The 22,841-nt window shown below is 71.9% G+C and carries 25 protein-coding genes; 2 read left to right on the top strand and 23 right to left on the bottom strand.

Annotation, left to right across the window (positions count from 1 at the left end; translation table 11 throughout):
• Positions 1–73: 73 nt before the first annotated feature.
• The 20 genes from QP939_RS30180 to QP939_RS30085 form a co-directional block, all read right to left on the bottom strand.
• Positions 74–799 (bottom strand): TIGR03943 family putative permease subunit, encoded by a 726-nt coding sequence (locus QP939_RS30180; protein ID WP_285449572.1) that lies wholly within the window; start codon positions 797–799, stop codon positions 74–76.
• Positions 796–1,791: a permease gene (locus QP939_RS30175; protein WP_285449571.1), complete on the bottom strand. Its 996-nt coding sequence runs from the start codon at positions 1,789–1,791 to the stop codon at positions 796–798. Before QP939_RS30175 ends, QP939_RS30180 begins: the two co-directional genes overlap by 4 nt.
• A gap of 111 nt (positions 1,792–1,902) precedes the next feature.
• Positions 1,903–2,319 (bottom strand): YbjN domain-containing protein, encoded by a 417-nt coding sequence (locus QP939_RS30170; protein WP_285449570.1) that lies wholly within the window; start codon positions 2,317–2,319, stop codon positions 1,903–1,905.
• Complete coding sequence (locus tag QP939_RS30165; protein ID WP_285449569.1) at positions 2,316–3,131, bottom strand: isoprenyl transferase; 816 nt, start codon at positions 3,129–3,131, stop codon at positions 2,316–2,318. The genes QP939_RS30170 and QP939_RS30165 overlap by 4 nt, the downstream gene beginning before the upstream one ends.
• A gap of 40 nt (positions 3,132–3,171) precedes the next feature.
• Positions 3,172–3,933: a DNA repair protein RecO gene (gene recO, locus QP939_RS30160; protein WP_285449568.1), complete on the bottom strand. Its 762-nt coding sequence runs from the start codon at positions 3,931–3,933 to the stop codon at positions 3,172–3,174.
• 49 nt (positions 3,934–3,982) lie between these two features.
• Positions 3,983–4,441 (bottom strand): CD225/dispanin family protein, encoded by a 459-nt coding sequence (locus QP939_RS30155; RefSeq protein WP_285449567.1) that lies wholly within the window; start codon positions 4,439–4,441, stop codon positions 3,983–3,985.
• A 70-nt stretch (positions 4,442–4,511) separates the two neighbouring features.
• Positions 4,512–5,609 carry an RDD family protein gene (locus QP939_RS30150; protein ID WP_285449566.1) on the bottom strand — a complete coding sequence of 366 codons (1,098 nt, stop codon included), beginning with the start codon at positions 5,607–5,609 and terminating at the stop codon, positions 4,512–4,514.
• A gap of 190 nt (positions 5,610–5,799) precedes the next feature.
• Positions 5,800–6,255: a DUF2752 domain-containing protein gene (locus QP939_RS30145; RefSeq protein ID WP_285449565.1), complete on the bottom strand. Its 456-nt coding sequence runs from the start codon at positions 6,253–6,255 to the stop codon at positions 5,800–5,802.
• A complete protein-coding gene (locus QP939_RS30140) occupies positions 6,252–6,608 on the bottom strand; it encodes a CD225/dispanin family protein (protein WP_285449564.1) in 357 nt (118 codons plus the stop codon). The genes QP939_RS30145 and QP939_RS30140 overlap by 4 nt, the downstream gene beginning before the upstream one ends.
• Positions 6,609–6,634: 26 nt before the next feature.
• A complete protein-coding gene (locus tag QP939_RS30135) occupies positions 6,635–7,003 on the bottom strand; it encodes a CD225/dispanin family protein (protein ID WP_285449563.1) in 369 nt (122 codons plus the stop codon).
• Positions 7,004–7,181: 178 nt separating this feature from the next.
• Positions 7,182–8,078: a GTPase Era gene (gene era, locus QP939_RS30130; protein WP_285449562.1), complete on the bottom strand. Its 897-nt coding sequence runs from the start codon at positions 8,076–8,078 to the stop codon at positions 7,182–7,184.
• Entirely contained in the window at positions 8,075–8,413 is a 339-nt protein-coding gene (locus tag QP939_RS30125) for a cytidine deaminase (protein ID WP_285449561.1), read from the bottom strand. Before QP939_RS30125 ends, era begins: the two co-directional genes overlap by 4 nt.
• The gene (locus QP939_RS30120; RefSeq protein ID WP_285449560.1) at positions 8,406–9,752 is read right to left on the bottom strand and encodes a hemolysin family protein; all 1,347 of its coding nucleotides are present in this window, start codon (positions 9,750–9,752) and stop codon (positions 8,406–8,408) included. The genes QP939_RS30125 and QP939_RS30120 overlap by 8 nt, the downstream gene beginning before the upstream one ends.
• A 9-nt stretch (positions 9,753–9,761) precedes the next feature.
• Positions 9,762–10,322 (bottom strand): rRNA maturation RNase YbeY, encoded by a 561-nt coding sequence (ybeY, locus tag QP939_RS30115; protein ID WP_285449559.1) that lies wholly within the window; start codon positions 10,320–10,322, stop codon positions 9,762–9,764.
• Positions 10,319–11,386 carry a PhoH family protein gene (locus tag QP939_RS30110; RefSeq protein WP_285449558.1) on the bottom strand — a complete coding sequence of 356 codons (1,068 nt, stop codon included), beginning with the start codon at positions 11,384–11,386 and terminating at the stop codon, positions 10,319–10,321. Before QP939_RS30110 ends, ybeY begins: the two co-directional genes overlap by 4 nt.
• 81 nt (positions 11,387–11,467) lie before the next feature.
• Complete coding sequence (locus QP939_RS30105) at positions 11,468–11,830, bottom strand: histidine triad nucleotide-binding protein (RefSeq protein ID WP_285449557.1); 363 nt, start codon at positions 11,828–11,830, stop codon at positions 11,468–11,470.
• A gap of 358 nt (positions 11,831–12,188) precedes the next feature.
• The gene (locus QP939_RS30100) at positions 12,189–12,941 is read right to left on the bottom strand and encodes a 16S rRNA (uracil(1498)-N(3))-methyltransferase (protein ID WP_285449556.1); all 753 of its coding nucleotides are present in this window, start codon (positions 12,939–12,941) and stop codon (positions 12,189–12,191) included.
• Positions 12,942–12,944: 3 nt separating this feature from the next.
• A complete protein-coding gene (gene dnaJ, locus QP939_RS30095) occupies positions 12,945–14,108 on the bottom strand; it encodes a molecular chaperone DnaJ (protein WP_285449555.1) in 1,164 nt (387 codons plus the stop codon).
• Positions 14,109–14,139: 31 nt separating this feature from the next.
• Positions 14,140–15,165 carry a heat-inducible transcriptional repressor HrcA gene (hrcA, locus tag QP939_RS30090; RefSeq protein WP_285449554.1) on the bottom strand — a complete coding sequence of 342 codons (1,026 nt, stop codon included), beginning with the start codon at positions 15,163–15,165 and terminating at the stop codon, positions 14,140–14,142.
• 164 nt (positions 15,166–15,329) lie between these two features.
• Positions 15,330–16,850, bottom strand: coding sequence for a CoA-acylating methylmalonate-semialdehyde dehydrogenase (locus QP939_RS30085; RefSeq protein ID WP_285449553.1), 1,521 nt, complete (start codon positions 16,848–16,850; stop codon positions 15,330–15,332).
• A gap of 139 nt (positions 16,851–16,989) precedes the next feature.
• Between QP939_RS30085 and QP939_RS30080 the strand changes: the two genes are divergently transcribed.
• Together QP939_RS30080 and QP939_RS30075 are read left to right on the top strand one after the other, a co-directional pair.
• Entirely contained in the window at positions 16,990–18,624 is a 1,635-nt protein-coding gene (locus tag QP939_RS30080; protein ID WP_285449552.1) for a PucR family transcriptional regulator, read from the top strand.
• A 58-nt stretch (positions 18,625–18,682) separates the two neighbouring features.
• Positions 18,683–19,015 (top strand): SSI family serine proteinase inhibitor, encoded by a 333-nt coding sequence (locus QP939_RS30075; RefSeq protein ID WP_285449551.1) that lies wholly within the window; start codon positions 18,683–18,685, stop codon positions 19,013–19,015.
• A 195-nt stretch (positions 19,016–19,210) separates the two neighbouring features.
• Here QP939_RS30075 and QP939_RS30070 read toward each other — a convergent pair whose 3' ends face one another.
• The 3 genes from QP939_RS30070 to QP939_RS30060 form a co-directional block, all read right to left on the bottom strand.
• Positions 19,211–20,638, bottom strand: a complete 1,428-nt coding sequence (locus QP939_RS30070; protein ID WP_331659895.1) for a DUF4153 domain-containing protein — start codon at positions 20,636–20,638, stop codon at positions 19,211–19,213.
• Between the two features lie 375 nt (positions 20,639–21,013).
• The gene (locus QP939_RS30065) at positions 21,014–22,000 is read right to left on the bottom strand and encodes a HAMP domain-containing sensor histidine kinase (protein ID WP_285449549.1); all 987 of its coding nucleotides are present in this window, start codon (positions 21,998–22,000) and stop codon (positions 21,014–21,016) included.
• Positions 21,997–22,671: a response regulator transcription factor gene (locus tag QP939_RS30060; protein WP_414641745.1), complete on the bottom strand. Its 675-nt coding sequence runs from the start codon at positions 22,669–22,671 to the stop codon at positions 21,997–21,999. The genes QP939_RS30065 and QP939_RS30060 overlap by 4 nt, the downstream gene beginning before the upstream one ends.
• Positions 22,672–22,841: the final 170 nt, after the last annotated feature.

The following is a 22,841-nucleotide window of genomic DNA, read 5'->3' as shown; positions in this document are numbered from 1 at the left end:
GGCGACGTCGCCAATGACCCATACGGGACCACAGATGTCGCGAATGAGTCATTCGCGACCCGCCGGGGCGTGGTCAGTACTCGTACGGGTCCTTCGGCGCCGGGACCGAGGTGACCGAAGCCGGGGTGAAGTCGGGCGTGTAGCTGTTCGCCTGCGTCGCCGTTCCCGGGACCACCTGGCCCGTCACCTGGATCCACGAGTCGCTCGGCAGGTGGTCGGCCGAGCCGTCGCGGAGGCGGACCGTCACCGGGAACGCGTCCGCCGCGCAGCAGCTGATCACCAAGCGGGCCAGCAACGTGCTCCCCTCCGTGTGCACCACGAACCCCGTCAGCGACACCGTACGGCCGTTCAGCGTGCCCGCCTTGTCCCAGCCCGCGCGCGTCATGAACTCGTTCACCGCCAACGGCACCACGTTCTCCGCCGGCAGGGGCGGGAACGCCGCCGCGTTGGCCGTCGCCGCGCTCGACGGGGCCCGGGCCTCCGTGCGGATCACCGAGTCCGCTCCCAGCGCCGGGGGTGCCACCAGGAACACCGCCAGCACCGGCACCAGCAGCAGCCACGCCGGCCGGGTCGAATGGCCGTGTGCGTCGTGGTCGTGTGCGTCGTGGCCCGCCGTCCGCGCCGCCAGCAGGTCGCGGACGATCGCGACCGCGCCCAGCACCACCATCACCGCGCCGCCCGCGATGACCCACGGCTGCTGCGCCGGTTTCACGTACCTCAAGTAGTCGCCGTTCAGGGCGATCTTGACCAGCGCGCCGCCGAGCAGGATCAGCAGGATGTTCTGGGTTTCCCGCCTCACGCGACCCCCACCACGACTCCGGCGACGACCGCGCAGGCCACCGCCACCACGAACGTCACCGGTGCGAACCGCACCGCGAACGACCGGCCGAACGTGCCCGCCTGCAACGCGAACAGCTTCACGTCCACCGCCGGCCCCACGACCAGGAACACCAGCTTCGGCAGCAGCGGCAACGCCGTCAGCGACGCCGCGACGAACGCGTCCGCCTCGCTGCACAGCGCCAGCACCACCGCGAGCACCGCCATCACCAGCACGCCCAGCACGATCTGCTCGCCCAGCACGCCGAACCACTTGGCCGGCACCAGCACGTTCAACGCCGACGAGATCAACGCGCCCAGCACCAGGAACCCGCCCGCCTCGACCAGGTCCGTGCGCGCGGTCTCGGCGAACACCCGCCACCGCTGCCCGGGCGCCACCTCCGGCAAGCGGCGCAACGCCCGCGCGGTGATCCACTCGAGCTTGCCCCAGCGAGCCCACAGCCAGCCCATCACCATCGCCGTGACCAGCGACCCGGCGAACCGCGCCAGCACCATCTCCGGCTTGCCGGGGAACGCGACCGCGGTGGCCACCAGCACCACGGGGTTCACCGCCGGCGCCGCGAGCAGGAACGTCAACGCCGCCGCCGGCGCCACCCCCTGCCCCATCAGCCGCCGCGCCACCGGCACCGACGCGCACTCGCAGCCGGGCAGCGCCACCCCCGCCAGCCCGGCGACGCCGACGGCCGCACCGGCTCGCCGCGGCAGCACCTTCTCCAGCACCCGCGCGGGCACGAACGCCGCGATCGCCCCGCTGATCAGCACCCCCAGCACGAGGAACGGCAGCGCCTGCACGCAGACGGCGACGAACACGGTCGAGCCGGTGCGCAGCGCGGGCACGTCGAACAGCTGCTGCAGCCAGCCCTGGCCGAGGATCGCGACCAGCAGGATCGCGCACAGCACCTCGACCGAGCTGATCCGGAACCGGCGGGTGCGCCGGGCGGTATCGGAAACCATGTTCACGACGGCGATGATGCCACCCAGGTCCGACAGGAAGTCACCCGCACAGCCGCGAACGGTCGAAAAGTGCCCGATACCGACCGGAATCCGCCGTTCGCGGCGGAATGCCTACGCGATTCCCGGGAGATCCGTCCGCAGTTGCGACGCCGTCGAGACCACCAGCATCAGCAACGTCCCCAGCGCCGCCGGGTCGAGGCCCGCCGCCGGGAACGCGTACCGCAGCGTCACGTCGACGCCGTTGTCCGAGTGCCCGACCCCGAGCGTCCCGAACAGTCCCTGCCCGGCGCGCTCGGCGACGGCGATCGACAGCTCCGGCCCGTCCGCCAGGTCCCAGCCGACGACGCAGGTCAGCGTCAGCACCGTGAGGCCCTCGCCGAGCCGGGTCGCCTGGATGACGCACGGGACGTCGCCGTGGGAGAAGGTCAGCGCGCCGTCGTCGTCCACGTGGACCTCGAGGTAGCGCTCCAAGGCTTCACGGGCCCGCGTCAGCAGCTCGGCGGTCTCGACCGCTTCCGTGGCGCTCACGAAGAAGCCGCCTGGTCGACCGCGCCGCCGAAGCGGCGATCCCGCTTCGCGAACTCCAAGCAGGCGCGCCACAAGTGGGTGCGGTCGAAGTCCGGGAACAGGGTGTCCTGGTAGACCATCTCGGCGTAGGCCGACTGCCACAGCAGGAAGTTCGACGTCCGCTGCTCGCCCGAGGGCCGCAGGAACAGGTCGACGTCCGGCATTTCCGGCTGGTACAGGTACTTGCCGATGGTCTTCTCGTTGATCTTGGCCGGGTCGAGCCTGCCGTCGGCGACGTCCTGGCCGATCCGCCGCATCGCGTCGCCCAGCTCGGCGCGGCCGCCGTAGTTGACGCACATCGTCATGTTCAGCGCGGTGTTGTGCTTGGTCTTCTCTTCGGCCGCCTGCAGCTCCTTGATCACCGACGTCCACAGCTTCGGCCGGCGGCCCGCCCACCGGATGCGGACGCCGATCGAGCCGAGGTAGTCGACCTGGCGGCGGATGGTGTCGCGGTTGAAGCCCATCAGGAACCGCACCTCTTCGGGGCTGCGCTTCCAGTTCTCGGTCGAGAACGCGTACACCGAAAGCCACTTGATGCCGAGCTCGACCGCGCCGCTGGCGACGTCGATCATCACCGCTTCGCCGCGCTTGTGGCCCTCGATCCGCGGCAGGCCGCGCTGGTTGGCCCAGCGGCCGTTGCCGTCCATGACGAGCGCGACGTGCTTCGGCACCAGCTCGCGCGGGATCTCCGGCGGCTTCGCGCCCGACGGGTGCGGGTCCGGCGGCCGCAGCTCGAATCGCGACGCCTTGTTCTCGCGTCCCCTGCGCAGCACTGGGAGCCTCCCTGGATGGGCGAAACCGATCAGCCCGACCCTACTGCCCGGGCGCGGCGGTCTCCCGGGCGCGTCGCTCGACCAGGGGCAGGGACCGGAGCTGGCGCTCCAGATGCCACTGCAGGTGCGCCGCGACCAGGCCGCTCGCGTCGCGGCGGGTGCCGGGCAGGGTCGACTCGGCCATCGTCCACTCGCCGTGCAGCAACGCCGTGAGCAGGTCGAGGACCTCGGGCGCCGGGTGCACGGAACCCGGGACACGGCAGTCCTGGCACATCGAGCCACCGGCCGGGACGCTGAACGCGACGTGCGGGCCGGGCAAGCCGCAGCGGGCACACTCGGTGAGCGCGGGCGCCCAGCCGGCGTAGGACATCGCGCGGAGAAAGAACGCGTCGAGCACCAGAGACGGGTCGCGCTCCCCGGCGGCGAGGGACCGCAGCGCGCCGCAGACGAGGAGGTACAGCTTGAGCACCGGCTCGCCCTCTTCGGCCGAGAGCCGGTCCGCGGTTTCGGCGATCGCGCTGGCCGCGGTGTAGCGCTGGTAGTCGGCGACCAGCGGCAGCTGGAACGCGTCGACGGTCTCGACCTGGGTGATGACGTCGAGCGTGCGCCCGGTGTAGAACTGCACGTCCACGTGGCCGAACGGCTCCAGCCGGGCCCCGAAGCGGGACGAGGTGCGCCGCACGCCCTTCGCGACGGCGCGGACCTTGCCGTGCCGGCGGGTCAGCAGGGTGACGATCCGGTCGGCCTCACCCAGCTTGTGCGTGCGCAACACCACCCCGGTGTCGCGGTAGAGGTTCACCACCCCGACATCGTCCCACTTCGGGGTGATGCCGGGGTGGACCGACCCGGGTTCAGCAGTACGAGCCGTAGCAGTACGTGCTGACGGTCGAAGCGGCGGCGACCGCGATGATGATCCAGATGATCGCGAAGACGCACCCGAGGCCGCCGATGATGGAGGCGATGAGGCAGAGCGTCTTGGTCGTCTTCGACGCCTGCTCCGCCATCATGTAGTTGCCCTGCATCTTGTACGTCTGGACCTCGTTGGACTTCATGATCGCGAAGATCGCGAGGATCCAGCAGAGGAAGATGCAGCCGATCGCCCAGCCCTTGTAGTCCTTGATGGCGTTGATGTCGCCACCGCCGCCGGGCATGCCGTAGCCGGGGGCACCGAAGCCGCCGGTCGGCGGCTGGCCGTACGGCGCGGGCTGGCCGTAGGGCGCGGGCATGCCACCGGACGGCGGGCCGTAGCCCGGCTGCGGCGGCTGCTGCGGCTGCTGGCCGTAGGGCTGCTGGCCGTAGGGATTGGTCATGAACTTCTACCCCAACTACTCGTGAACTTCCCCCCGGGCGGCCCCGGCGGTGATGCGGAAAAGACGGTGGTTACTGCTGGTCCTTCGGCGGCTGGCCGAACTGGCCGGGGTCGATCTTCCGGGTCTCCCCGGCGTCGTCCTGGCCTTCGGGGCGCAGCATCTGGGTGCGCTCGGCCTGCTCGTCGAAGGCGGAGCCGCCCCCGGCGTCCGGGCGCAGCATCTGGGTGCGCTCGCCTTCCTCGAAGGCGGAGCCGCCGGGCGGCGGTGCGAGCGGCTGCCCCGGCTGCTGGCCGAACCCGCCCGGCTGGGGCGGCTGCCCGAACCCGCCGGACTGCGGCTGCTGCGGGAAACCACCGGAAGACGGCTGCTGGCCGAACCCGCCGGGCTGCGGCTGGCCGAAGCCACCGGGCGCGGGCGGCTGCTGCTCGAAGCCGCCGGACTGCGGCGGCTGCGGCTGGCCGAAGCCGCCCGGCGCGGGCGGCTGCTGCTGCGGGAAACCACCCGAGGACGGCTGGCCGAACTGCTGCCCCGGCGGCGGGTAGCCCCCGGCGAACGGCTGCTGCTGCGCGCCAGCCTGGCCGAACGGCGCGGCCGCGGCGTCGTCGGCTTGGACGACGACCGTGCCGACGATCTTGTCCGACAGCGTCTGGGACTTGTCGTCCCACAGCGGCCACAGCCAGCCGACGTAGCAGAGGACGTTGTCGACGAAGTGGGCGAGGTCGCGCAGGAACGCCATGCCCGCGCCGACCGGCTGGCCGTTGTCCTCGCGGATCAGCTTGATCTTGGCGACGCGCTTGCCCATCGACTGGCCGGTGTTGCCCTGCTGGATCCAGCGGTTGAAGACGCACCACACGATCCAGCCGACGAGCGCGACGAACGACAGCAGCGAGAAGATGGCGTTCCAGTGCGTGGCGACGCCGACGATCGCGAGCACCAGGTAGATCAGCACGGCGGGACCGAAGTCGACGAGCCAGCCCAGCGCGCGCTGGCCCCAGTTCGCGTAGTTGCGCGGCGCGCCGAAGGGGGTGCCCTGCTGGCCGAACGGCGCGGGCTGCCCGTACGGCGCCTGCTGCCCGAACGGCGGCGCCTGGCCCGGCTGCGGCTGTCCGAACGGCTGCTGGCCACCGGGCTGCTGCCCGAAGGACTGCTGACCGTAGGGATCGGTCATTGGGTCTCTCCCCCTCGCTGGTCTGTCACCCGCACGTGGCCTCGTGCGGGATCGGCCCGATGCGCACGGGCCGGTCCGCGGGAGCGTACTCGCTCCGGTGACGGGCGCGCCTCCCAGGCATCAGCAGTCCGGGTGACGCGCTTGGCCCTCCGACGGGCCGGGTCCGCATCCGGTTCCCGTCCGTGGGTGTTCAGACACGCAAACCGGTGAACGGCGCGAACGGCAGGTTGCGGATGACGAACCAGACCACGAAGACCACCGAAAACGTCAGCGGCGTCCAGCGCCAGTGCAGCCAGCTGTTCACGGCGCGGCCGCGCAGCCGTCCGAGGGTCCACGCGGCGATGCTCCACACGAACAGCAGCACCACGACGAACGAAACGGCGTTGTAGTGCAGTGCCGCCGGGATGTCGCCGTGCATCAGGCTGTACGCCATCCGCATGCCGCCGCAGCCGGGGCAGTCGATGCCGAGCAACGCCTTGGTCGGGCAGACCGGCAGGAAGCCGCCGGGGGTGGTCGGGTCGCCCGCCCAGACCACCGCGCAGCACACGCCGAGCCCGGCGACGACGGCGGCGGGCGGCCCGAGCGCGCGGAGCTTGGCCCGCGCGCCCTGTGCCGGGAATCCCGTGTAGACGGTCGGCGCGGTCACGGCGTGTACCGATCGGCGTTGGCCCCGACGAACACGATCATCACCACGATGAAGATGACGTAGAGCAGCAGGAGGATCCCGGTCGTGATGGCCGACCACATCGCCCACTTGCGGGCGTCGTCGGCGGCCTTGCGCGCCTCGGCGTGGAAACCCTGGAACCACAGCGAGCTCACCTGGCTGGACTTCACGATCGAGACCACGCCCAGCGGCAGGCAGCAGAGCACGGTGCTCAGGATCGCCCACACCATGTTGTTGTCCGGCGGCGGACCGTAGTTCGGCGGGTAGCCGTAGCCGTAGCCGGGTGGCGGCGGCCCGCCCGGTGGCGGGTACGGCGGCGGGTACTGGTCGGTCACCGGGTTCCTCCTGCTGCTCGGCTACGTCAGTATGACGACGTGCTGACGCCGAAGGTCATGACCCCGGCGATCATCAGGATGACGTACAGCACGGCGAGCACGACGCCGACGATCGCGGAGATGATCGCCCACTTCTTGGCGGCTTCCGAGGCCTCCTGCGCGGCGGCGGTCTGACCCTGCGCCCACAGGCTGTTGACCTGCGTCGACTTCACGATCGACACGATGCCGAACGGGAGGCAGCAGAAGATCGTGGTCAGGATGGCCCAGACGAGGTAGTTGCTGGGCGGCGGCCCGGGCTGGTAGCCGCCCGGCTGGCCGCCGGGGTAGTTGGGCTGCCCGCCGGGCTGGTTCGGCTGGTCGCCGGGGTAGTTGGGCATGCCCTGGCTGTCGGTCATGGTCGGTTGTTCCCCTTCGTCGTGCTCCACGGACGACCACCGGGTCCACTGCCGCCCCGACCGGCCGCGGTGTGGTCGAAGCCGCGACTGTAGGGGTCGGGGCGCCCGCGCGTGCGGTGATTCCTCCCGCCGCGACCGAATCGAGACCAGGAATTCCCCGCGGGGCCAAACGAGCAGGTCAGAACCCGAGCCGACGCAGCTGGCGCGGGTCGCGCTGCCAGTCCTTGGCCACCTTGACGTGCAGATCGAGGTACACCTTCGACCCCAGCAGCCGCTCGATGTGCTTGCGGGCGGTCGCCCCGACCTCGCGCAGCCGCTCCCCCTTGTGCCCGAGGATGATGCCCTTCTGGCTGGGTCGCTCCACGTACAGGAACGCGTGCACGTCGATGAGGTCGTCGCGGCCTTCGCGCGGCAGCATCTCCTCGACCGTGACGGCGATCGAGTGCGGCAGCTCGTCGCGGACGCCTTCCAGCGCCGACTCGCGGATCAGCTCGGCGACCAGGGTCTGCTCGGGCTCGTCGGTCAGCTCGCCGCCCGGATAGAGCTGCGGGCCTTCCGGCAGCCGCGCGACCAGCAGGTCGGCCAGGGTGCCGACCTGGAAGCCGTCCACCGCGGACACCGGGACCAGCTCGGCGAAGTCCATCACCCGCTCCAGGGCGAGCAACTGCTCGGCGACCTGCTGCGGCTGGACGAGGTCGGTCTTGGTGACGATCCCGATGACCGGCGTCCGCTTGGCGATCTTCTGCAGCTCGGCGGCGATGAACTTGTCGCCGGGGCCGATCTTTTCGTTGGCGGGCACGCAGAAGCCGACGACGTCCACTTCGGACCACGTCGTGTGCACGATGTCGTTGAGCCGCTCGCCCAGCAGGGTGCGCGGGCGGTGCAGGCCGGGCGTGTCGATGAGGACGAGCTGGGCGTCCTCGCGGTGCACGATGCCGCGGATCGCGTGCCGCGTCGTCTGCGGCTTGCTGGAGGTGATCGCGACCTTCGTGCCGACGAGGGCGTTGGTCAGCGTCGACTTGCCCGCGTTGGGGCGCCCGACGAAGCAGGCGAAGCCGGAACGGTGTTCGGTCATCGGGTGAGCACCTGCAGGATCTCGCCGCGCGGGTCGGCGAGGATGATCGGCGCGGTCTTCGCGATATCGCGGACGGCGTGCACGGACGCCTCCTTGAGCAGGCCTTCGCCGGTGACGACGGCGGCGGCCTCGATGCCCTCGGCGCCGCTGGAGAGCGCGGCGGCGACCGCGGCCTGCAGCGCGGTGAGCTTGAACGACGGCTGGTCGACCGTGCCGGCGGCGTAGGTGCGGCCGTCGGTGTCGCGGACCGCGGCGCCCTCGGGCGCCTGGATGCGGGCGCGCGAGGACCGGGCCAGCGTGACGAGTTTCTGGTCCTCGGCCTCGAGGTCAGGCATGTTCGACGCTCCTGTCGCGTTCGTCGGGGTGGGGCAGGCGGGTGCGGCGCCGGGCGCCGCGGTCGGCCGGGTCGGTCATCGCCTCGGCGTCGGCCGGGTGCACGACCACGGACGTGATCCGCATGCGGCCGCGGCGGTCCTTGCCCCCTTCGGCGAACAGCCGAAGGCCGGCGACCTCGGCTTCGGCCCCCGGCAGCGGGACCCTACCCAGTCGTTCCGCGAGCAGCCCGCCCACGGTCTCCACGTCGTGGTCTTCGAGGTCGATCCCGAAGAGCTCGCCGAGGTCGTCGACGCTCATCCGGGAGGACACGCGGACCGCGCCGCCGTCGAGCTCCTCGACCTCGGGCCGCTCGTCGGCGTCGGACTCGTCGGTGATCTCGCCGACGATCTCCTCGAGGACGTCCTCGATGGTGAGCAGGCCGGCGGTGCCGCCGTACTCGTCGACCGCGATCGCCATGTGGTTGTGCGAGCGCTGCATCTCCTTGAGCAGCTCGTCGAGCCGCTTCGAGTCGGGGACGAAGGACGCCTCGTTCATCAGCGTGCTGACGACGGTGCTCGCGCCGTCCGGGTCCATGTACCCGGCCATGAGGTCCTTGATGTTGACGACGCCGACGATGTCGTCGACGGACTCGTCGACCACCGGGAGCCGGGTGAAGCCGGTGCGCAGCGCGAGGGCGAGCGCCTGGCGGACGGTCTTGGTGCGCTCGATCCAGACGATCTCGGTGCGCGGCACCATGACCTCGCGCGCGACGGTGTCGCCGAGCTCGAACACCGAGTGGATCATCTCGCGCTCGGAGTCCTCGACGACGCCGCGTTCCTGGGCGAGGTCGACCAGCTCGCGCAGCTCGACCTCGGAGGTGAACGGGCCTTCGCGGAAGCCCTGACCGGGCGTGATGGCGTTACCAATGAGGATGAGCAGCCGCGACAGCGGGCCCAGCACCGAGCCGAGGACGCGCACGGGCCCGGCGACGTAGCGGCCGATGCGGTACGGGTGCTGGCGGCCGAGGGTGCGCGGGCCGACGCCGATCAGGACGTAGCTGACCACGACCATGACGACCGCGGCCACGAGCACGGCCACGCCGAGCGGCGCCAGCCGGGTGCCGACGAACACCGTGACGAGCACGGTGGCGGTGAGCTCGCAGCCGAGGCGCAGCAGGAGCAGCAGGTTGATGTGCCGCCGCCGTTCGGCGACGACCGCGGCGAGCTGCCGGGCCCCGGGCAGCCCGAGCCGGGCGAGGCCTTCGGCCCTCGCTTGCGACACGGTGCTGATGGCGGCGTCGGCCGCCGCGAACACGCCCGCGAGGAGCACGAGCGCGATCGCGAACAGGAGCTGGACCATGGCTGGCGCCTAGGGCGTTTCCCCGGCGGCTGGGTCGGGGGTGGTGTCGAGCCCGGCGATGCCGAGGACGCGGTCGTCGGTGTTGCGCTGGGCGTTGCGCTTCTCCAGCGCGGCGACGGCGTCCTGGTACTCGCCGAGGATCCGCTTCTGCAGCGCGAACATCTCGCGCTCCTCGGCGGGTTCGGCGTGGTCGTAGCCGAGCAGGTGCAGGCAGCCGTGCACGGTGAGCAGGTGCAGCTCGTCCATGAGCGAGTGGCCCGCGGTCTTGGCCTGGTCCTTGGCGAACGCCGGGCACAGCACGATGTCCCCGAGCAGCGCCGGCGACGCGTCGGGCGCGTCGGGGCGGCGGGAGGAGTCGAGCTCGTCCATCGGGAAGGCCATCACGTCGGTGGGACCGGGCAGGTCCATCCAGCGTTCGTGGAGGTCTTCCATGACGTCGAGGGTGACCAGCAGGATGGACAGCTCGGCGAGCGGGCTGACCTCCATCTTGTCGAGGGCGTACCGGGCGGCCGAGACGATCGACGTCTCGTCGACGTTGACGCCGGACTCGTTGGCGATCTCGATGCTCACCGCCGGTTGCCCTTCCAGCCGTCGCCCTGCCGGGCGTCCTGCACGGCCTGCCACTTCTCGTAGGCGTCGACGATGTCCCCGACCAGCTTGTGCCGGACGACGTCCTGGCTGGTCAGCTCGGCGAAGTGCAGGTCTTCGACGCCGGTGAGGATGTCGCGGACGACGCGGAGGCCGCTGCGCTGCCCGCTGGGCAGGTCGACCTGGGTGATGTCGCCGGTGACGACGATCTTGGAGCCGAAGCCGAGCCGGGTGAGGAACATCTTCATCTGCTCGGGCGTGGTGTTCTGGGCCTCGTCGAGGATGATGAAGGCGTCGTTCAGCGTCCGGCCGCGCATGTAGGCCAGCGGCGCGATCTCGATCGTGCCCGCCTGCATGAGCCGCGGGATCGACTCGGGCTCGACCATGTCGTGCAGCGCGTCGTAGAGCGGCCGCAGGTACGGGTCGATCTTCTCGTTGAGCGTGCCGGGCAGGTAGCCGAGCCGCTCACCGGCCTCGACGGCGGGCCGGGTCAGCACGATCCGGGTGACCTGCTTGGCCTGCAGGGCCTGCACGGCCTTCGCCATGGCGAGGTAGGTCTTGCCGGTACCGGCCGGGCCGATGCCGAAGACGACGGTGTGCTTGTCGATGGCGTCGACGTAGCGCTTCTGGTTGAGCGTCTTGGGCCGGATGGTCTTCCCGCGCCGCGAGACGATGTTGAGGCTGAGCACCTCGGCGGGCGACGCGTCCCCGGTCGACAGCATGCCGACGGTGCGGCGCACGGTGTCGGGCCCGACCTGCTGGCCGCCGGTGGCGAGCTGCACGAGCTCGGCGAAGACGCGTTCGGCGAAGGCGACGTCGGCCGGCGTGCCGGTCAGGGTGACTTCGTTGCCCCGGACGTGCACGTCGGCGGCGAGGAGCTCCTCGGCGACCCGCAGGTTCTCGTCGCGGGACCCGAGCAGGCTGAGGGCGGCGGCATCGGGAATGGGGAACCGGGACTGCGCGGCCTGGACGGCGGCATCCTCGGTCTTCGGGACGTCCCCGGGGACGTCGGGTCGGGCGGCTCCACCCGGTACGGTTCCGGCCACGTGGCCTCGGCCCTGCTTTCTCGGTGAGGGACTACGGACCCTTCGATGCTACTGGCACCGCCCGGCTCGACGCAGGCCGGTTTACCCAGCGGTCCCGAACAACCCGAGCGGCTCCCCGCCGAGGACGTGGGCGTGGACGTGGAAGACGGTCTGCCCGGCGTCGGAGTCGGTGTTGAAGACCACCCGGTACCCGCTCTCGACGATGCCTTCGAGCTCGGCGACCTTCCGCGCGGTGGCGACGACGTCGGCGAGCAGCCGCGGATCACCGGCGGCGAGCTCGGCGACGTTCCGGTACCGCTTCTTGGGCACGACGAGGACGTGCACCCGCGCCTGCGGCCGGATGTCCCGGAAGGCGAAGGTGGTGTCGTCCTGGTAGACGACGTCGGCGGGGATCTCCCCGGCGATGATCCGTTCGAAGAGGGTGTCGGCGTCGGTTTCGCTCATGGCGAGCACACTAGCGGCGCAAAGCAACCCGCCCTTTGAACAGGGCCCGGGACAAAGTCGCGGGGGGCCCGGGGGCGTGCCCCCGGCTGGGGGTCTGGGGGTTTGACCCCCAGAGGACACAACGAACGCGAAGCGGCATCCGAGCGAGCGAAGCGAGGGTCGGGATGCCGCGGCGCGGTAGACCCTGGGGGTCGATCTACCGCTGCCGCGGCGGCCGCCGGACCGAGGGGGGGAGGTGCCCGGCGGGGTCTGTGTCTTCCCAGTGCGCGCCCGAAACCATGACTGGCGCGTTAATAAACGAGGGTAACCGGTCGGAGTGTGATCGCGCCATAACTGGGCGCAAATTTTTCAGTGCTGATCAGTGCCAGCGGCTGGTGAGCGCACCCAGCGCGCCGAGCGCCACCGCGGCCGCCGTCGACGTGCGCAGGACGGTCGTGCCGAGCCGCACGGCCCGCGCACCCGCCTCCCGCAACGTCTCCAGCTCTTCGTCGGTGATCCCGCCCTCAGGCCCGACGACCAGCAGCAGATCACCCGTGTCGGGGAGCTTCAAGTCCGTCAGCCGATCGGGGACGTCGGACTCGAGCACGACGACCAGCGACATCGTGGCGGCCAGCCCGGCCAGCTCCCGCGTGCCGACCGGCTCGCCGACCTCGGGCACGTGCGCGCGGCGGGCCTGCTTGGCGGCCGCGCGGGCCGTCGCGCGCCACTTCGCCAGGGCCTTCTCGCCGCGCGGGCCGTCTTCCCACTTGGCGACGCTGCGGGCGGCGCGCCACGGCACGATCGCGTCGACGCCCGCCTCGGTGGCCAGCTCGACCGCCAGCTCACCGCGGTCGCCCTTGGCCAACGCCTGGGCGAGGAGCACGCGCAGCGCGGGCGGTTCCTCTTCCCAGTGCTCCTCGACGGCCAGCGTCAACGCCGCGTCGCGACCGGCTTGGACCGCCTCGACGACGCAGCGGGCCATCGCGCCCGCGCCGTCGGAAAGCACCAGCCGCTCGCCGACGCGGAGGCGGCGGACCGTGGCCGCGTGCCGGGCTTCCTCGCCGTCGAGGACCACGCGGCCGCTCGCGGGCACCGCGGGCGCGAGGAAGACCGGCAGGGTCGTGTCGGGCACGGGTCAGCGGTGGTTCTTGGCGCGCAGCTTGGAGAACAGGCCGCCGTGCTTGCTGCCGTTGGACGCCAGCGTCGGGACCTCTTCGCCGCGCTGCTGGGCCAGCTCGACCAGGAGGTCGCGCTGCGCCTCGTCCAGCTTCGTGGGCACCACGACGTCGATGTGGACGTGCAGGTCGCCGCGGCCGTCGACGCGGCCGGAGGACCGCAGCCGCGGCATGCCCTTGCCCGTCAGCACGAGCTCGGCGTTCGGCTGGGTGCCGGGTTCGATGTCCAGCTCGTAGTCGCCGTCGACGAGCGTCGCGATCGGCACCGTCGCGCCGAGCGCGGCCGTCGTCATCGGGATGCGGAAGTTGCAGTGCAGGTCGTGGCCCTGCCGGACGAAGACCTCGTGCGGGGTCTCGTCGATCTCGACGTAGAGGTCACCCGCCGGCCCGCCGCCCGGGCCGACCTCGCCCTGGCCGGAGAGCCGGATGCGCATGCCGTCGCCGACGCCCGGCGGGATCTTCGCCGTGACGTTCCGGCGGGCGCGGATCCGGCCGTCGCCGCCGCACTGGCGGCAGGGGTCCGGGATGACCTCGCCGAAGCCGCGGCAGACCGGGCACGGACGCGACGTGACGACCTGGCCGAGGAACGACCGCTGGACGGACTGGACCTCGCCGGCGCCACCGCAGGTGTCGCACGTCTTGACCGTGGTGCCCTCGGCGGTGCCGGCGCCGCGGCACAGGTCGCAGACGATCGCCGTGTCGACGGCGATCTCCTTGTCGACACCGGTGGCGCACTCCTCGAGCGTGAGACCGAGCCGGATCAAGGCGTCCGAGCCGGGCTGGACGCGGCTGCGCGGGCCACGCCCGCGGCCACCGCCGCCCCCGGCCGCGCCGAAGAAGGCGTCCATGATGTCGCCGAGGCCGCCGAAGCCGGCGAACGGGTCGCCGCCCCCGCCGCGCGCGCCGTTGTCCATCGGGTCGCCGCCGAGGTCGACGATCTTGCGCTTCTGCGGGTCCGACAGCACCTCGTAGGCCGTGGTGACCTCGGCGAACTTGTGCTGGGCGTCGTCCGACGGGTTGACGTCGGGGTGCAGCTCCCTGGCCAGCTTCCGGTACGCGCGCTTGATCTCCTGATCGCTCGCGTTCTTCGCCACCCCGAGGATGCCGTAGTAGTCCCTCGCCACCGTCTTCGCTTCTCCTTCTGCTCTGCCCGGCTCAGCGGCCGGCCAGGATCTGCCCCACGTAGTTGGCGACCGCGCGCACCGCGGCGATCGTGCCGGGGTAGTCCATCCGGGTCGGGCCGACCACCCCCATGCCGCCGAGCACCACGTCGTCGCGGCCGTAGCCGATCGAGACGACCGAGGTGCTGCGCATCTGCTCGTCTTCATTTTCCTCACCGATGCGCACCGTGATCGCACCGGGGTTGCGCGCGGCGGCCAGCAGCTTGAGCACGACGACCTGTTCCTCGAGCGCTTCGAGGACCTGGCGCAGCGAACCCGGGAAGTCGGCGACGTTGCGGGTGAGGTTCGCGGTGCCGCCGAGCACCAGGCGTTCTTCGGGGTGCTCGGCCAGCGACTCGACCAGCACGGTGGTGACGCGGATGAGCGCGTCCCGCAGCTCGCCGGGCGACTTGTCGGGCAGCTCCGCGACGTGCGCGGCGGCGTCGTTGAGCCGCCGCCCGGCCATGGCGGTGTTGAGGACGGTGCGCAGCCGCGAGACGTCCTCCTCGGTGATGATGTCGCCGAGGTCGACGGTGCGCTGGTCGACGCGGCCGTTGTCGGTGATCAGCACGAGCATCAGCCGCGCCGGGGTGAGCGGCACCACTTCGAGGTGGCGCACCTTGGCGTTGGTCAGCATCGGGTACTGCACGACGGCGACCTGCCGGGTCAGCTGCGCGAGCAGCCGCACCGAGCGGCGGAGGACGTCGTCGAGGTCGGTGCCGCTGTCGAGGAACGTGGTGATGGCGCGCCGCTCGGCCGCGCTCAGCGGCTTGATCTCGGAGAGCCGGTCGACGAAGAGGCGGTAGCCCTTGTCGGTCGGGACGCGCCCGGCGCTGGTGTGCGGCTGGGTGATGTAGCCCTCTTCCTCGAGGGTGGCCATGTCGTTGCGCACGGTGGCGCTGGACACGCCGAGGTTGTGCCGTTCGACGATCGCCTTGGACCCGACGGGCTCCTGGTTGGACACGTAGTCGGCGACGATCGCGCGCAGCACTTCGAAGCGGCGCTCATCCGCGTTGGCCACCGGTTCCTCACCTACCTCGCTCGCTGCTCACCCCGAGTTTACGGAAGCATGAGCCGGTCGTGCTCAACCCGGGGACGCAAGGCCGTGCGCGCTGAAGGGGACGTTCAGCTCATCTGGTGCGGTGAAGGGCCCTTTCCTCCCATGTGACGAGAGGAAAGGACCCTTCACGACGGCTCGCGGCCGCCCGGCCTAGGAGTTGCGGGGAAGCCCAGGTTGACCCCCGCGTGCGAGCGGTCCGGCCACCGCGACGTGACGACCTTCGTCCTGGTGAAGAAGTGGAAGCCCTCCGGCCCGTAGGCGTGGCTGTCGCCGAACAGCGAGTCCTTCCAGCCGCCGAAGGAGTAGTAGCCGACCGGGACCGGGATCGGGACGTTGACCCCGACCATGCCGACCTCGACCTCGTTCTGGAACCGCCGGGCGGCCGCGCCGTCGCCGGTGAAGATCGCCGTGCCGTTGCCGTACGGGTTCGCGTTGATCAGGGCCAGCGCGTCGTCGTACGAGCCCGCGCGCGCCACCGAGAGCACCGGGCCGAAGATCTCGTCGGTGTAGATCGACATCTCCGGGCGGACGTGGTCGAACAGCGTCGGGCCGAGCCAGAACCCGTCCGAAGAGCCCGGCACCTCGATGCCCCGGCCGTCCACCACGAGCGACGCGCCCGCCGCCACCCCGGCGTCCACATAGGACTCGACGCGGGCGTGGTGGGCCGCGGTGACCAGCGGGCCCATCTCGGACTCCGGGTCGCGGCCGTCGCCGACGCGCAGCCGTCCCATCCGCTCGGTGATCTTCGCGACCAGTTCGTCGCCGACCGGGTCGACGGCGACCACGACCGACACGGCCATGCAGCGCTCCCCCGCCGAGCCGAACCCGGCCGACACCGCGGCGTCGGCGGCCAGGTCGAGGTCGGCGTCCGGCAGCACGACCATGTGGTTTTTCGCCCCGCCGAGCGCCTGGACGCGCTTGCCGTGCCGGGTGCCGGTCTCGTAGACGTAGCGCGCGATCGGCGTCGACCCGACGAACGAGATCGCCTTGACGTCGGCGTGTTCGAGGAGCCCGTCCACCGCGGCCTTGTCGCCGTGCAGCACGTTGAGCGCGCCCGCCGGCAGCCCGGCCTCGGCGAACAGCTCGGCGATGAACACCGCCGCCGACGGGTCCTTCTCGCTCGGCTTGAGCACGACGGTGTTCCCGCAGGCCAGCGCGTTCGGCACGAACCAGAGCGGCACCATGGCCGGGAAGTTGAAGGGCGAGATCACGCCGACGACGCCGAGCGGCTGCGCGATCGAGTAGACGTCGACGCCGGTGGAGGCGTTCTCGCTGAACCCGCCCTTCAGCAGCTGAGCGGCGCCGCACGCGTACTCGACGTTCTCGATCGCGCGGGCGATCTCCCCGGCCGCGTCGGACTCGACCTTGCCGTGCTCGCTCGTGATGATCTTCGCCAGCTCGTGCTTGCGCGCCGACAGCAGCTCGCGGAAGGCGAACAGCACCCGCGTCCGGCCGGCCAGCGACGTCCCGCGCCAGCCCGGCAGCGCCGCCTTCGCCGCCGCGACGGCCTGGTCCACCTCGGCCTGCCCGGCGAAGTCGACCTGCGCCCGCACCCGCCCGGTGGCCGGGTCGAACACGTCGCCGCTGCGCGCGGGGGTTCCGGTGAACGGCTTGCCGTCGATCCAGTGGCTGATGCGGTCGGTCACGGCGGGCACTCCTCGGGTCGGGGACGTCCTTGACGAGTCTCCGGGCGGGCGCCACGCCCACGCCATCGGCAACGTGTACGCCAGTTGGTTCCCGGCCGTACAGTCTGTCCCTGCCGATCGCCGATCACCGCGAGGTGCCATGTACCCGACCGTCGCCGAGGTGCTCGCGCTGCCGGTGCTGCGCCAGGGCCGCCCGCACGTCGTCGCGGGCTCGGCCGGGCTGGACGCGCCGGTCCGCTGGGCGCACGTCGCCGAGGTCGCCGACATCGCGCACCTGCTGCGCGGCGGCGAGCTGGTGCTGACGACCGGCGTCGCGCTCCCCGACGACGGCCCGGCGCTGGCCCGCTACGTCGCCGACCTCGCCGGGGTCGGCGCGGCCGGCCTGGTGATCGAGCTGGTCCGGCACTGGAGCGACAAGCTGCCGGCGGCGCTGGTCGAGGCGGCCGAGGAACACGGGCTGCCGCTGGTCACGCTCTCGCGCGAGACGCGGTACGTCAGCGTCACCGAGGCGGTCAACGGCCAGATCGTCGACGCCCAGGTCGCCGAGCTGCGCGCCGCCGAGCGCGTGCACGAGACGTTCACCGCGCTGACGGTCGCGGGTGCCGAGCCCGGCGTCGTCCTGGGCGAGGTCGCGCGGCTGACCGAGCAGCCGGTGGTGCTGGAGACGCTGTCGCACGAGGTGCTCGCCTACGACGCGGCCGGCACCGACCCGGCCGAGCTGCTCACCGGCTGGCCGTCCCGCTCGCGGGTGGTCCAGCTCGGCGAGCGGACCGGCTACCACCCGGGTTCGGGCTGGCTGGTCACGGTGGTCGGCGCGCGCGGGCACGACTGGGGACGGCTGGTCGTCGTCTGCGCCGACCAGCCGCCGCACCGGCACCGGGTGGTGGCCGAGCGGGCGGCGTCGGCGCTGGCCGTGCACCGGCTGGTCGCGAAGGACACCGACGGTCTCGAGCGGCAGGCCCACCGCGCGGTGCTCGCCGAGCTGCTGGCGTCGCCGGCGCCGTCGGCCGAGCTGCTGGCGCGGGCGTCCGCGCTGGCGGTGCCGTTGCCGGGGCGGCAGCTGGTCGGGCTGGCGGTCCGGCCTCGGTTGACCGGCACCCGGCCCGCGCTGTCCACGCCGCCGGTGCTGCGCGAGCTGGCCGAGGCGACGGTGCTGGCGGCGCGCCGCGCGAAGGTGTCGGCGCTGGTGGCGACCGACGAGCTGGGCGTGCGCGCGCTGATCGCGCTCTCGCCGGAGGCCAACGCCGACGCCGTACTGCACCGGCTCGCCACCGACGTCCACGAGGCCAGGGGCAGCGCGCCGGGCGTGCTCGCGGTGGGCACGACGGTGTCGTCGCCCGCCGAGGCGGGCCGCACACTGCTGGAGGCGGGCCAGGTCGCGGCGGCCGCGCTGGGGACGGGTTCCGAGCGAGTCCTGCACCGGCTGTCCGACGTCCGGTTGCGCGGGTTGCTGCACTTGCTGGCGGGCGACGAGCGCGTGACGGCGTTCGCGCAGCGCGAGCTGGGCCCGCTCCGCCAGCGCGACGCGACGTCCGGCAGCAGGCTGGTCCAGGCGTTGCGGCACTACTGCGAGCAGGGCGGCAACAAGTCGGCGGCGGCCGCGGCAGCCCACACCTCGAGGACGGCGTACTACCAGCAGCTGGCCCGGATCGAGCAGGTCCTCGGCGTCCGGCTGGAGGACCCGGAGTCGATGCTCTCGCTGTACGTCGCGTTGCTGGTGGACGACCTCACCCGGACGAGCGAAGAAGACTCACCCGGACGTGCACCACAGTGATCGGCCCCCGGCTGCCGATGGAACCGATATGGCCCTACTCCCCATTGCCGCCTGTTTGATGACCTTGAACTGCCTCGCGCCGGCGCAACCCCCGGCGTCGACGCTGCAGCTGACCACCCACGACACGGCCGGCCGGATCGGCTCGGTGGCCCTGACGTGCGACCCGAACGGCGGCACGCACCCGAAGCGCGACAAGGCGTGCGCGGTACTGGCGAGCGTCGGCGGCGACCTGTCGAAGGTGACGCCGCGGCACCAGGCGTGCACGCTGATCTACGCCCCGGTGGACGCGACAGCGGTCGGCACCTGGCGCGGAAAGCCGGTGACGTTCAAGACGACGTACCCCAACCGCTGCATCGCCGACCGCGACTCGGACGGCGTTTTCGCGTTCTGAGTTTCCGGGCCTGACGCCGTTTCGCGACAGGGAACGCCCATCGCCCGATGGGGCACGGCCGGTCCTTGGGCAGGCTGTGCCCCATGCCAGCGGCCCTGGTGGCCGCGCTCGGCACACGGAAGCCGCCGGGCCGCCCCCACGACGGCCCGGTGGCTTCCGCGTAACCGGTAATCACGCGTCGCCCGGGCGCGGGGTTCAGCCGCAGGGTGCGAGAGGTACGTCACGTGCGCTCGCGCGGCTGAGGTTCCAGGCGGGCCAGCCGTCCGGGGTGTCGTCCGCCAGCACCTCGCGCAGCACGCACGAACGCAGCGGCTCCGGCAGGCGGGCCGACACCACGGGGACCACGTCCGTCGAAAAGCCCGCCAGGTAGCGGTGGTCGAGGGGTCGGCCGTCGATCGCGCGGTCGACGTTGGCGTCGGCGATGAGGCGTTCCGGGTCGAGGACCGCGAGCACCAGCAGCGCCGCGGCGGCCGTGCCGATCGCCGCGCGGGGCAGCCACGTCGAGCGCAGCCTGACCAGCGACGCGCACACCAGCACGAACACCGCGCCGAACCACAGTTCGCAGACCTCGACCAGCAGTCGCAGGACGGTGAAGCCGTACGCCTCCTGGTAGGTCCACATGCGACTCAACGCCGACCCGACGAGCACCAGGCTCAGCGCGCTCAACGCGCCGAGCAGGACGCGCTGGCGGAGCCGGTCGGCTTGGGTCGCGTTCGGGGCCCAGCGCAGGGCCGCGGACACGATCGCGAGCGTCAGGACGGTGACGGCGCACAGCTGCCAGAAGCCGCCGCGGGCGTACTGCGCCGACGTCAGGCCGCTGGTGCGCAGGACGTACTCCGTGCCACCGAACAGCACCACGAGCCGGACGCCGACGAACACGCTGAACAGCGCGACGAGGACGGTCAGCGGGACCGTCCATTCCAGACCGTATCCGGTCCGGCGTGGACGGTTCGCCGACGCGCGGTGCGGTGGTGCGGCAAGGAAGTAGCAAGCCCCGGCGACGACCGACGCGACAACGGCGAACACGCAGCACCACCGCACGAGAACGGGAACGCTGAGATCGGGAACAACGGCGTTGACGACGGCGGCGAAGGCGGCATCGGCACTGGCGAGCAGCGGCACGAAAACGGCGACGAGCACGGCGGCGGCCAGCACGGCGAGCGCGATCCGCCGGGCGACCCCGTCGCGGCGGGAGGCGAAGCGGCCGACTCCGCGCCCGGCCCACGGAATGGCCCGGAAGGCTTCGAGGGGCACGGCCAGCATGTCGTAGAAGACGGAGTTGACGGTCCGCTTCCCGACGACGGCGAGCGACCCGGTGACGACGGCGGCGAGCACGCAGAGGACGAAGAGCCACCCGGACGCCCGCACGGCGCCCACCCCGAGCAGGGCGAGTGAGAGAAGGGCCCACCCGGCACTGACCAGGGTGAAGGGGCCGCGGTCGCCATCGGCCCGAGAACGACGATCGGCAAGGAAGACGGCCCCGGCGACGGCGAGACCGCTGAGCAGCCACCCGACACCGGGCCGATCGACGGGCAGAACGAGGGCCCCGGCAACCCCGGCAACGACGGCGGCGGGCAGCACGGCAGGCGGAAGCGGGACAACGGCGGACTTGGGCGGAGGAATAGGCCGCAGAAGAAAAGGCGGAGCGGCAACGGCGACGCCACCCGCTGGCCCACCCCCGGCGGCCGCAGCCCCGGCGGCAGCCCCCGACCTGCCGCCGCCTGCACTCCCACCCGCAGCGCCGCCCCGCGCGGCACCACCGCTGGCATCCTCCACATCCACCGAAGCCACCTCCGGCCCGGCCACCCGCGAGCGCTTTCCCCGTGGCACACCGGCGCCATCAAACCTGTTCTTGGGCATCTTCCCCACCTTCACATTCGCAAATACCAGTGCTCGCGAGCCGCCCCGGCCCCGGCGAGCACGTCACCCGGCAGGTCGCGAATGACTCATTCGAGACCTCTGGCGTCCCGAATGAGTCATTCGCGACACCGAAAACCCTCAGCCCGTCGGCAGACTCACCCGAATCCGGCACCCAGGCGAGGAATCAACCACAGCGATGGTCCCGCCGTGCAAGTCGACAGCCCACCGAGCGATCGCCAGTCCCAGCCCGGTCCCACCCCCGGACGGCCGCTCCCCCCGGGTGAACCGCTCGAAGACCCGCTCCCGATCGGCCGGAGCGATCCCCGGACCTTCGTCGCACACCTCGACGCGCACCTCCCCCGGCCGCACCTCGGCGAGCACCCGCACCTCACCACCGGCCGGGCCGTGGCGGGCCGCGTTCTCCAGCAAATTGGCCACCACCTGGAACAACCGTCCCCGGTCCGCCGTCACGATCGCGTCCGGCGGCGAGACCGACACCGAGAAAGTCACCCCGCGCACCAAAGCCGCCTCCGAAACCGCCTCGGTCAACAAAGCAGCCAGCGGGAACGACGTCTTGTGCAGTGGAATGGCCCCGGCGTCGAGCCGGGAAAGGTCGAGCAGCTCGTCGACCAGCGTCGCCAGGCGCTCCGTCTGCTGCAACGCCGTCTTCAACGTCGCCGGGTCCGGGTCCTCGACGCCGTCGACCAGGTTCTCCAGCACCCCGTTCAACGCCGTGATCGGCGTGCGCAGCTCGTGGGACACGTTCGCGATCAGCTCGCGGCGCTGCCGGTCCGCGTCGCCGAGGTCGCCCGCCATCTGGTTGAACGCCCGCGCCAGCGACCCCACCTCGTCGCGCGTGGTCGCGCGGATCCGGCGCGTGTAGTCGCCCTTCGCCATCGCCCGTGCGGCCGCCGTCATCTCGCGCAGCGGCCGCGTCATGCCGTGCGCCAGCACCTGGGACAACACCAGCGCCAGCACCATCGCGGTGATCGTCGTGCGCGGGGGCAGCCAGCCGATCTGCCAGTTGAAGAACGCGAACGCGATCCCACCCGACGCGACCATCAGGATCGCCAGCTTCAGCTTGATCGAGCGGATCCGGTCCAGTGGCCGGGGCAGCAGCTTCACGATCCCGCCTCCAGCGCGTACCCGACGCCGTGCACCGTGCGGATCAGGTCCGCCCCCAGCTTCCGGCGCAACGCCTTGATGTGGCTGTCCACCGCCCGCGTGCCCGCCGACGTGCCGTGGACGTCCCAGTCCCACACCTCCGACAGCAGCCGTTCGCGCGGCTGGACCACCCGCGGCCGCCGCGCGAAGTGGACCAGCAGGTCGAACTCGATCGGCGTCAGCTGAGCCGCGACCCCCGCCCTCGCGACGCGCCGCTGGTCGACGTCGATCTCGAGGTCGCCCAGCACGATCCGGGCCCCCGAAGCCCCCGACGACGACCGCTCGACCCGCCGCAGCAGGGCGTGCACCCGGGCCGTCAGCACCCGCATCGAGAACGGCTTCGTCAGGTAGTCGTCGGCGCCGACCCCCAGCCCGACCAGCATGTCCGTCTCGTCGGCGCGCGCGGTCAGCATCAGCACCGGCACCGGCCGCCGTCCCTGGATCCGGCGGCAGACCTCCAAGCCGTCGAACCCCGGCAGCATCACGTCCAGCACGACCAGGTCCGGCTCCCCCGACGCCTCGGCCGAGACGGCGGACGGCCCGTCGTGCGCGACGTCCACCGTGAACCCCTCGGCCCGCAGCCGGGCCGCGATCGACGCGGCGATCGTGACGTCGTCCTCGACGACCAGCACCCGCCGCCCACCCAGTTCCATGGCCACGACCTTAAGCACCCCCGGTGGAGACGGTTCGCGTGAAGTGTGGAGATCCTGTGGAGACGTTTCACCCTCTTTGCCGGTTCATGACGGCCTGATGTGTGACGCAGGTCATGCACTCCGACGCCCGATCGCGCAATCGACAGACT

Source organism: Amycolatopsis nalaikhensis (genome assembly GCF_030264295.1).
Classification (GTDB): Bacteria; Actinomycetota; Actinomycetes; order Mycobacteriales; family Pseudonocardiaceae; genus Amycolatopsis; species Amycolatopsis nalaikhensis.
Note: the sequence above shows the minus strand (reverse complement) of the source record. Positions and strands in the feature narration are given on the sequence as shown.

Coding starts and splice junctions, on each gene's coding strand:
- QP939_RS30175 (WP_285449571.1), bottom strand. CDS start 1,791: ATGGTTTCCGATACCGCCCGGCGCACCCGCCGGTTCCGGATCAGCTCG.
- QP939_RS30155 (WP_285449567.1), bottom strand. CDS start 4,441: ATGACCAATCCCTACGGCCAGCAGCCCTACGGCCAGCAGCCGCAGCAG.
- QP939_RS30150 (WP_285449566.1), bottom strand. CDS start 5,609: ATGACCGATCCCTACGGTCAGCAGTCCTTCGGGCAGCAGCCCGGTGGC.
- QP939_RS30135 (WP_285449563.1), bottom strand. CDS start 7,003: ATGACCGACAGCCAGGGCATGCCCAACTACCCCGGCGACCAGCCGAAC.
- era (WP_285449562.1), bottom strand. CDS start 8,078: ATGACCGAACACCGTTCCGGCTTCGCCTGCTTCGTCGGGCGCCCCAAC.
- QP939_RS30125 (WP_285449561.1), bottom strand. CDS start 8,413: ATGCCTGACCTCGAGGCCGAGGACCAGAAACTCGTCACGCTGGCCCGG.
- QP939_RS30120 (WP_285449560.1), bottom strand. CDS start 9,752: ATGGTCCAGCTCCTGTTCGCGATCGCGCTCGTGCTCCTCGCGGGCGTG.
- QP939_RS30105 (WP_285449557.1), bottom strand. CDS start 11,830: ATGAGCGAAACCGACGCCGACACCCTCTTCGAACGGATCATCGCCGGG.
- QP939_RS30080 (WP_285449552.1), top strand. CDS start 16,990: ATGTACCCGACCGTCGCCGAGGTGCTCGCGCTGCCGGTGCTGCGCCAG.
- QP939_RS30075 (WP_285449551.1), top strand. CDS start 18,683: ATGACCTTGAACTGCCTCGCGCCGGCGCAACCCCCGGCGTCGACGCTG.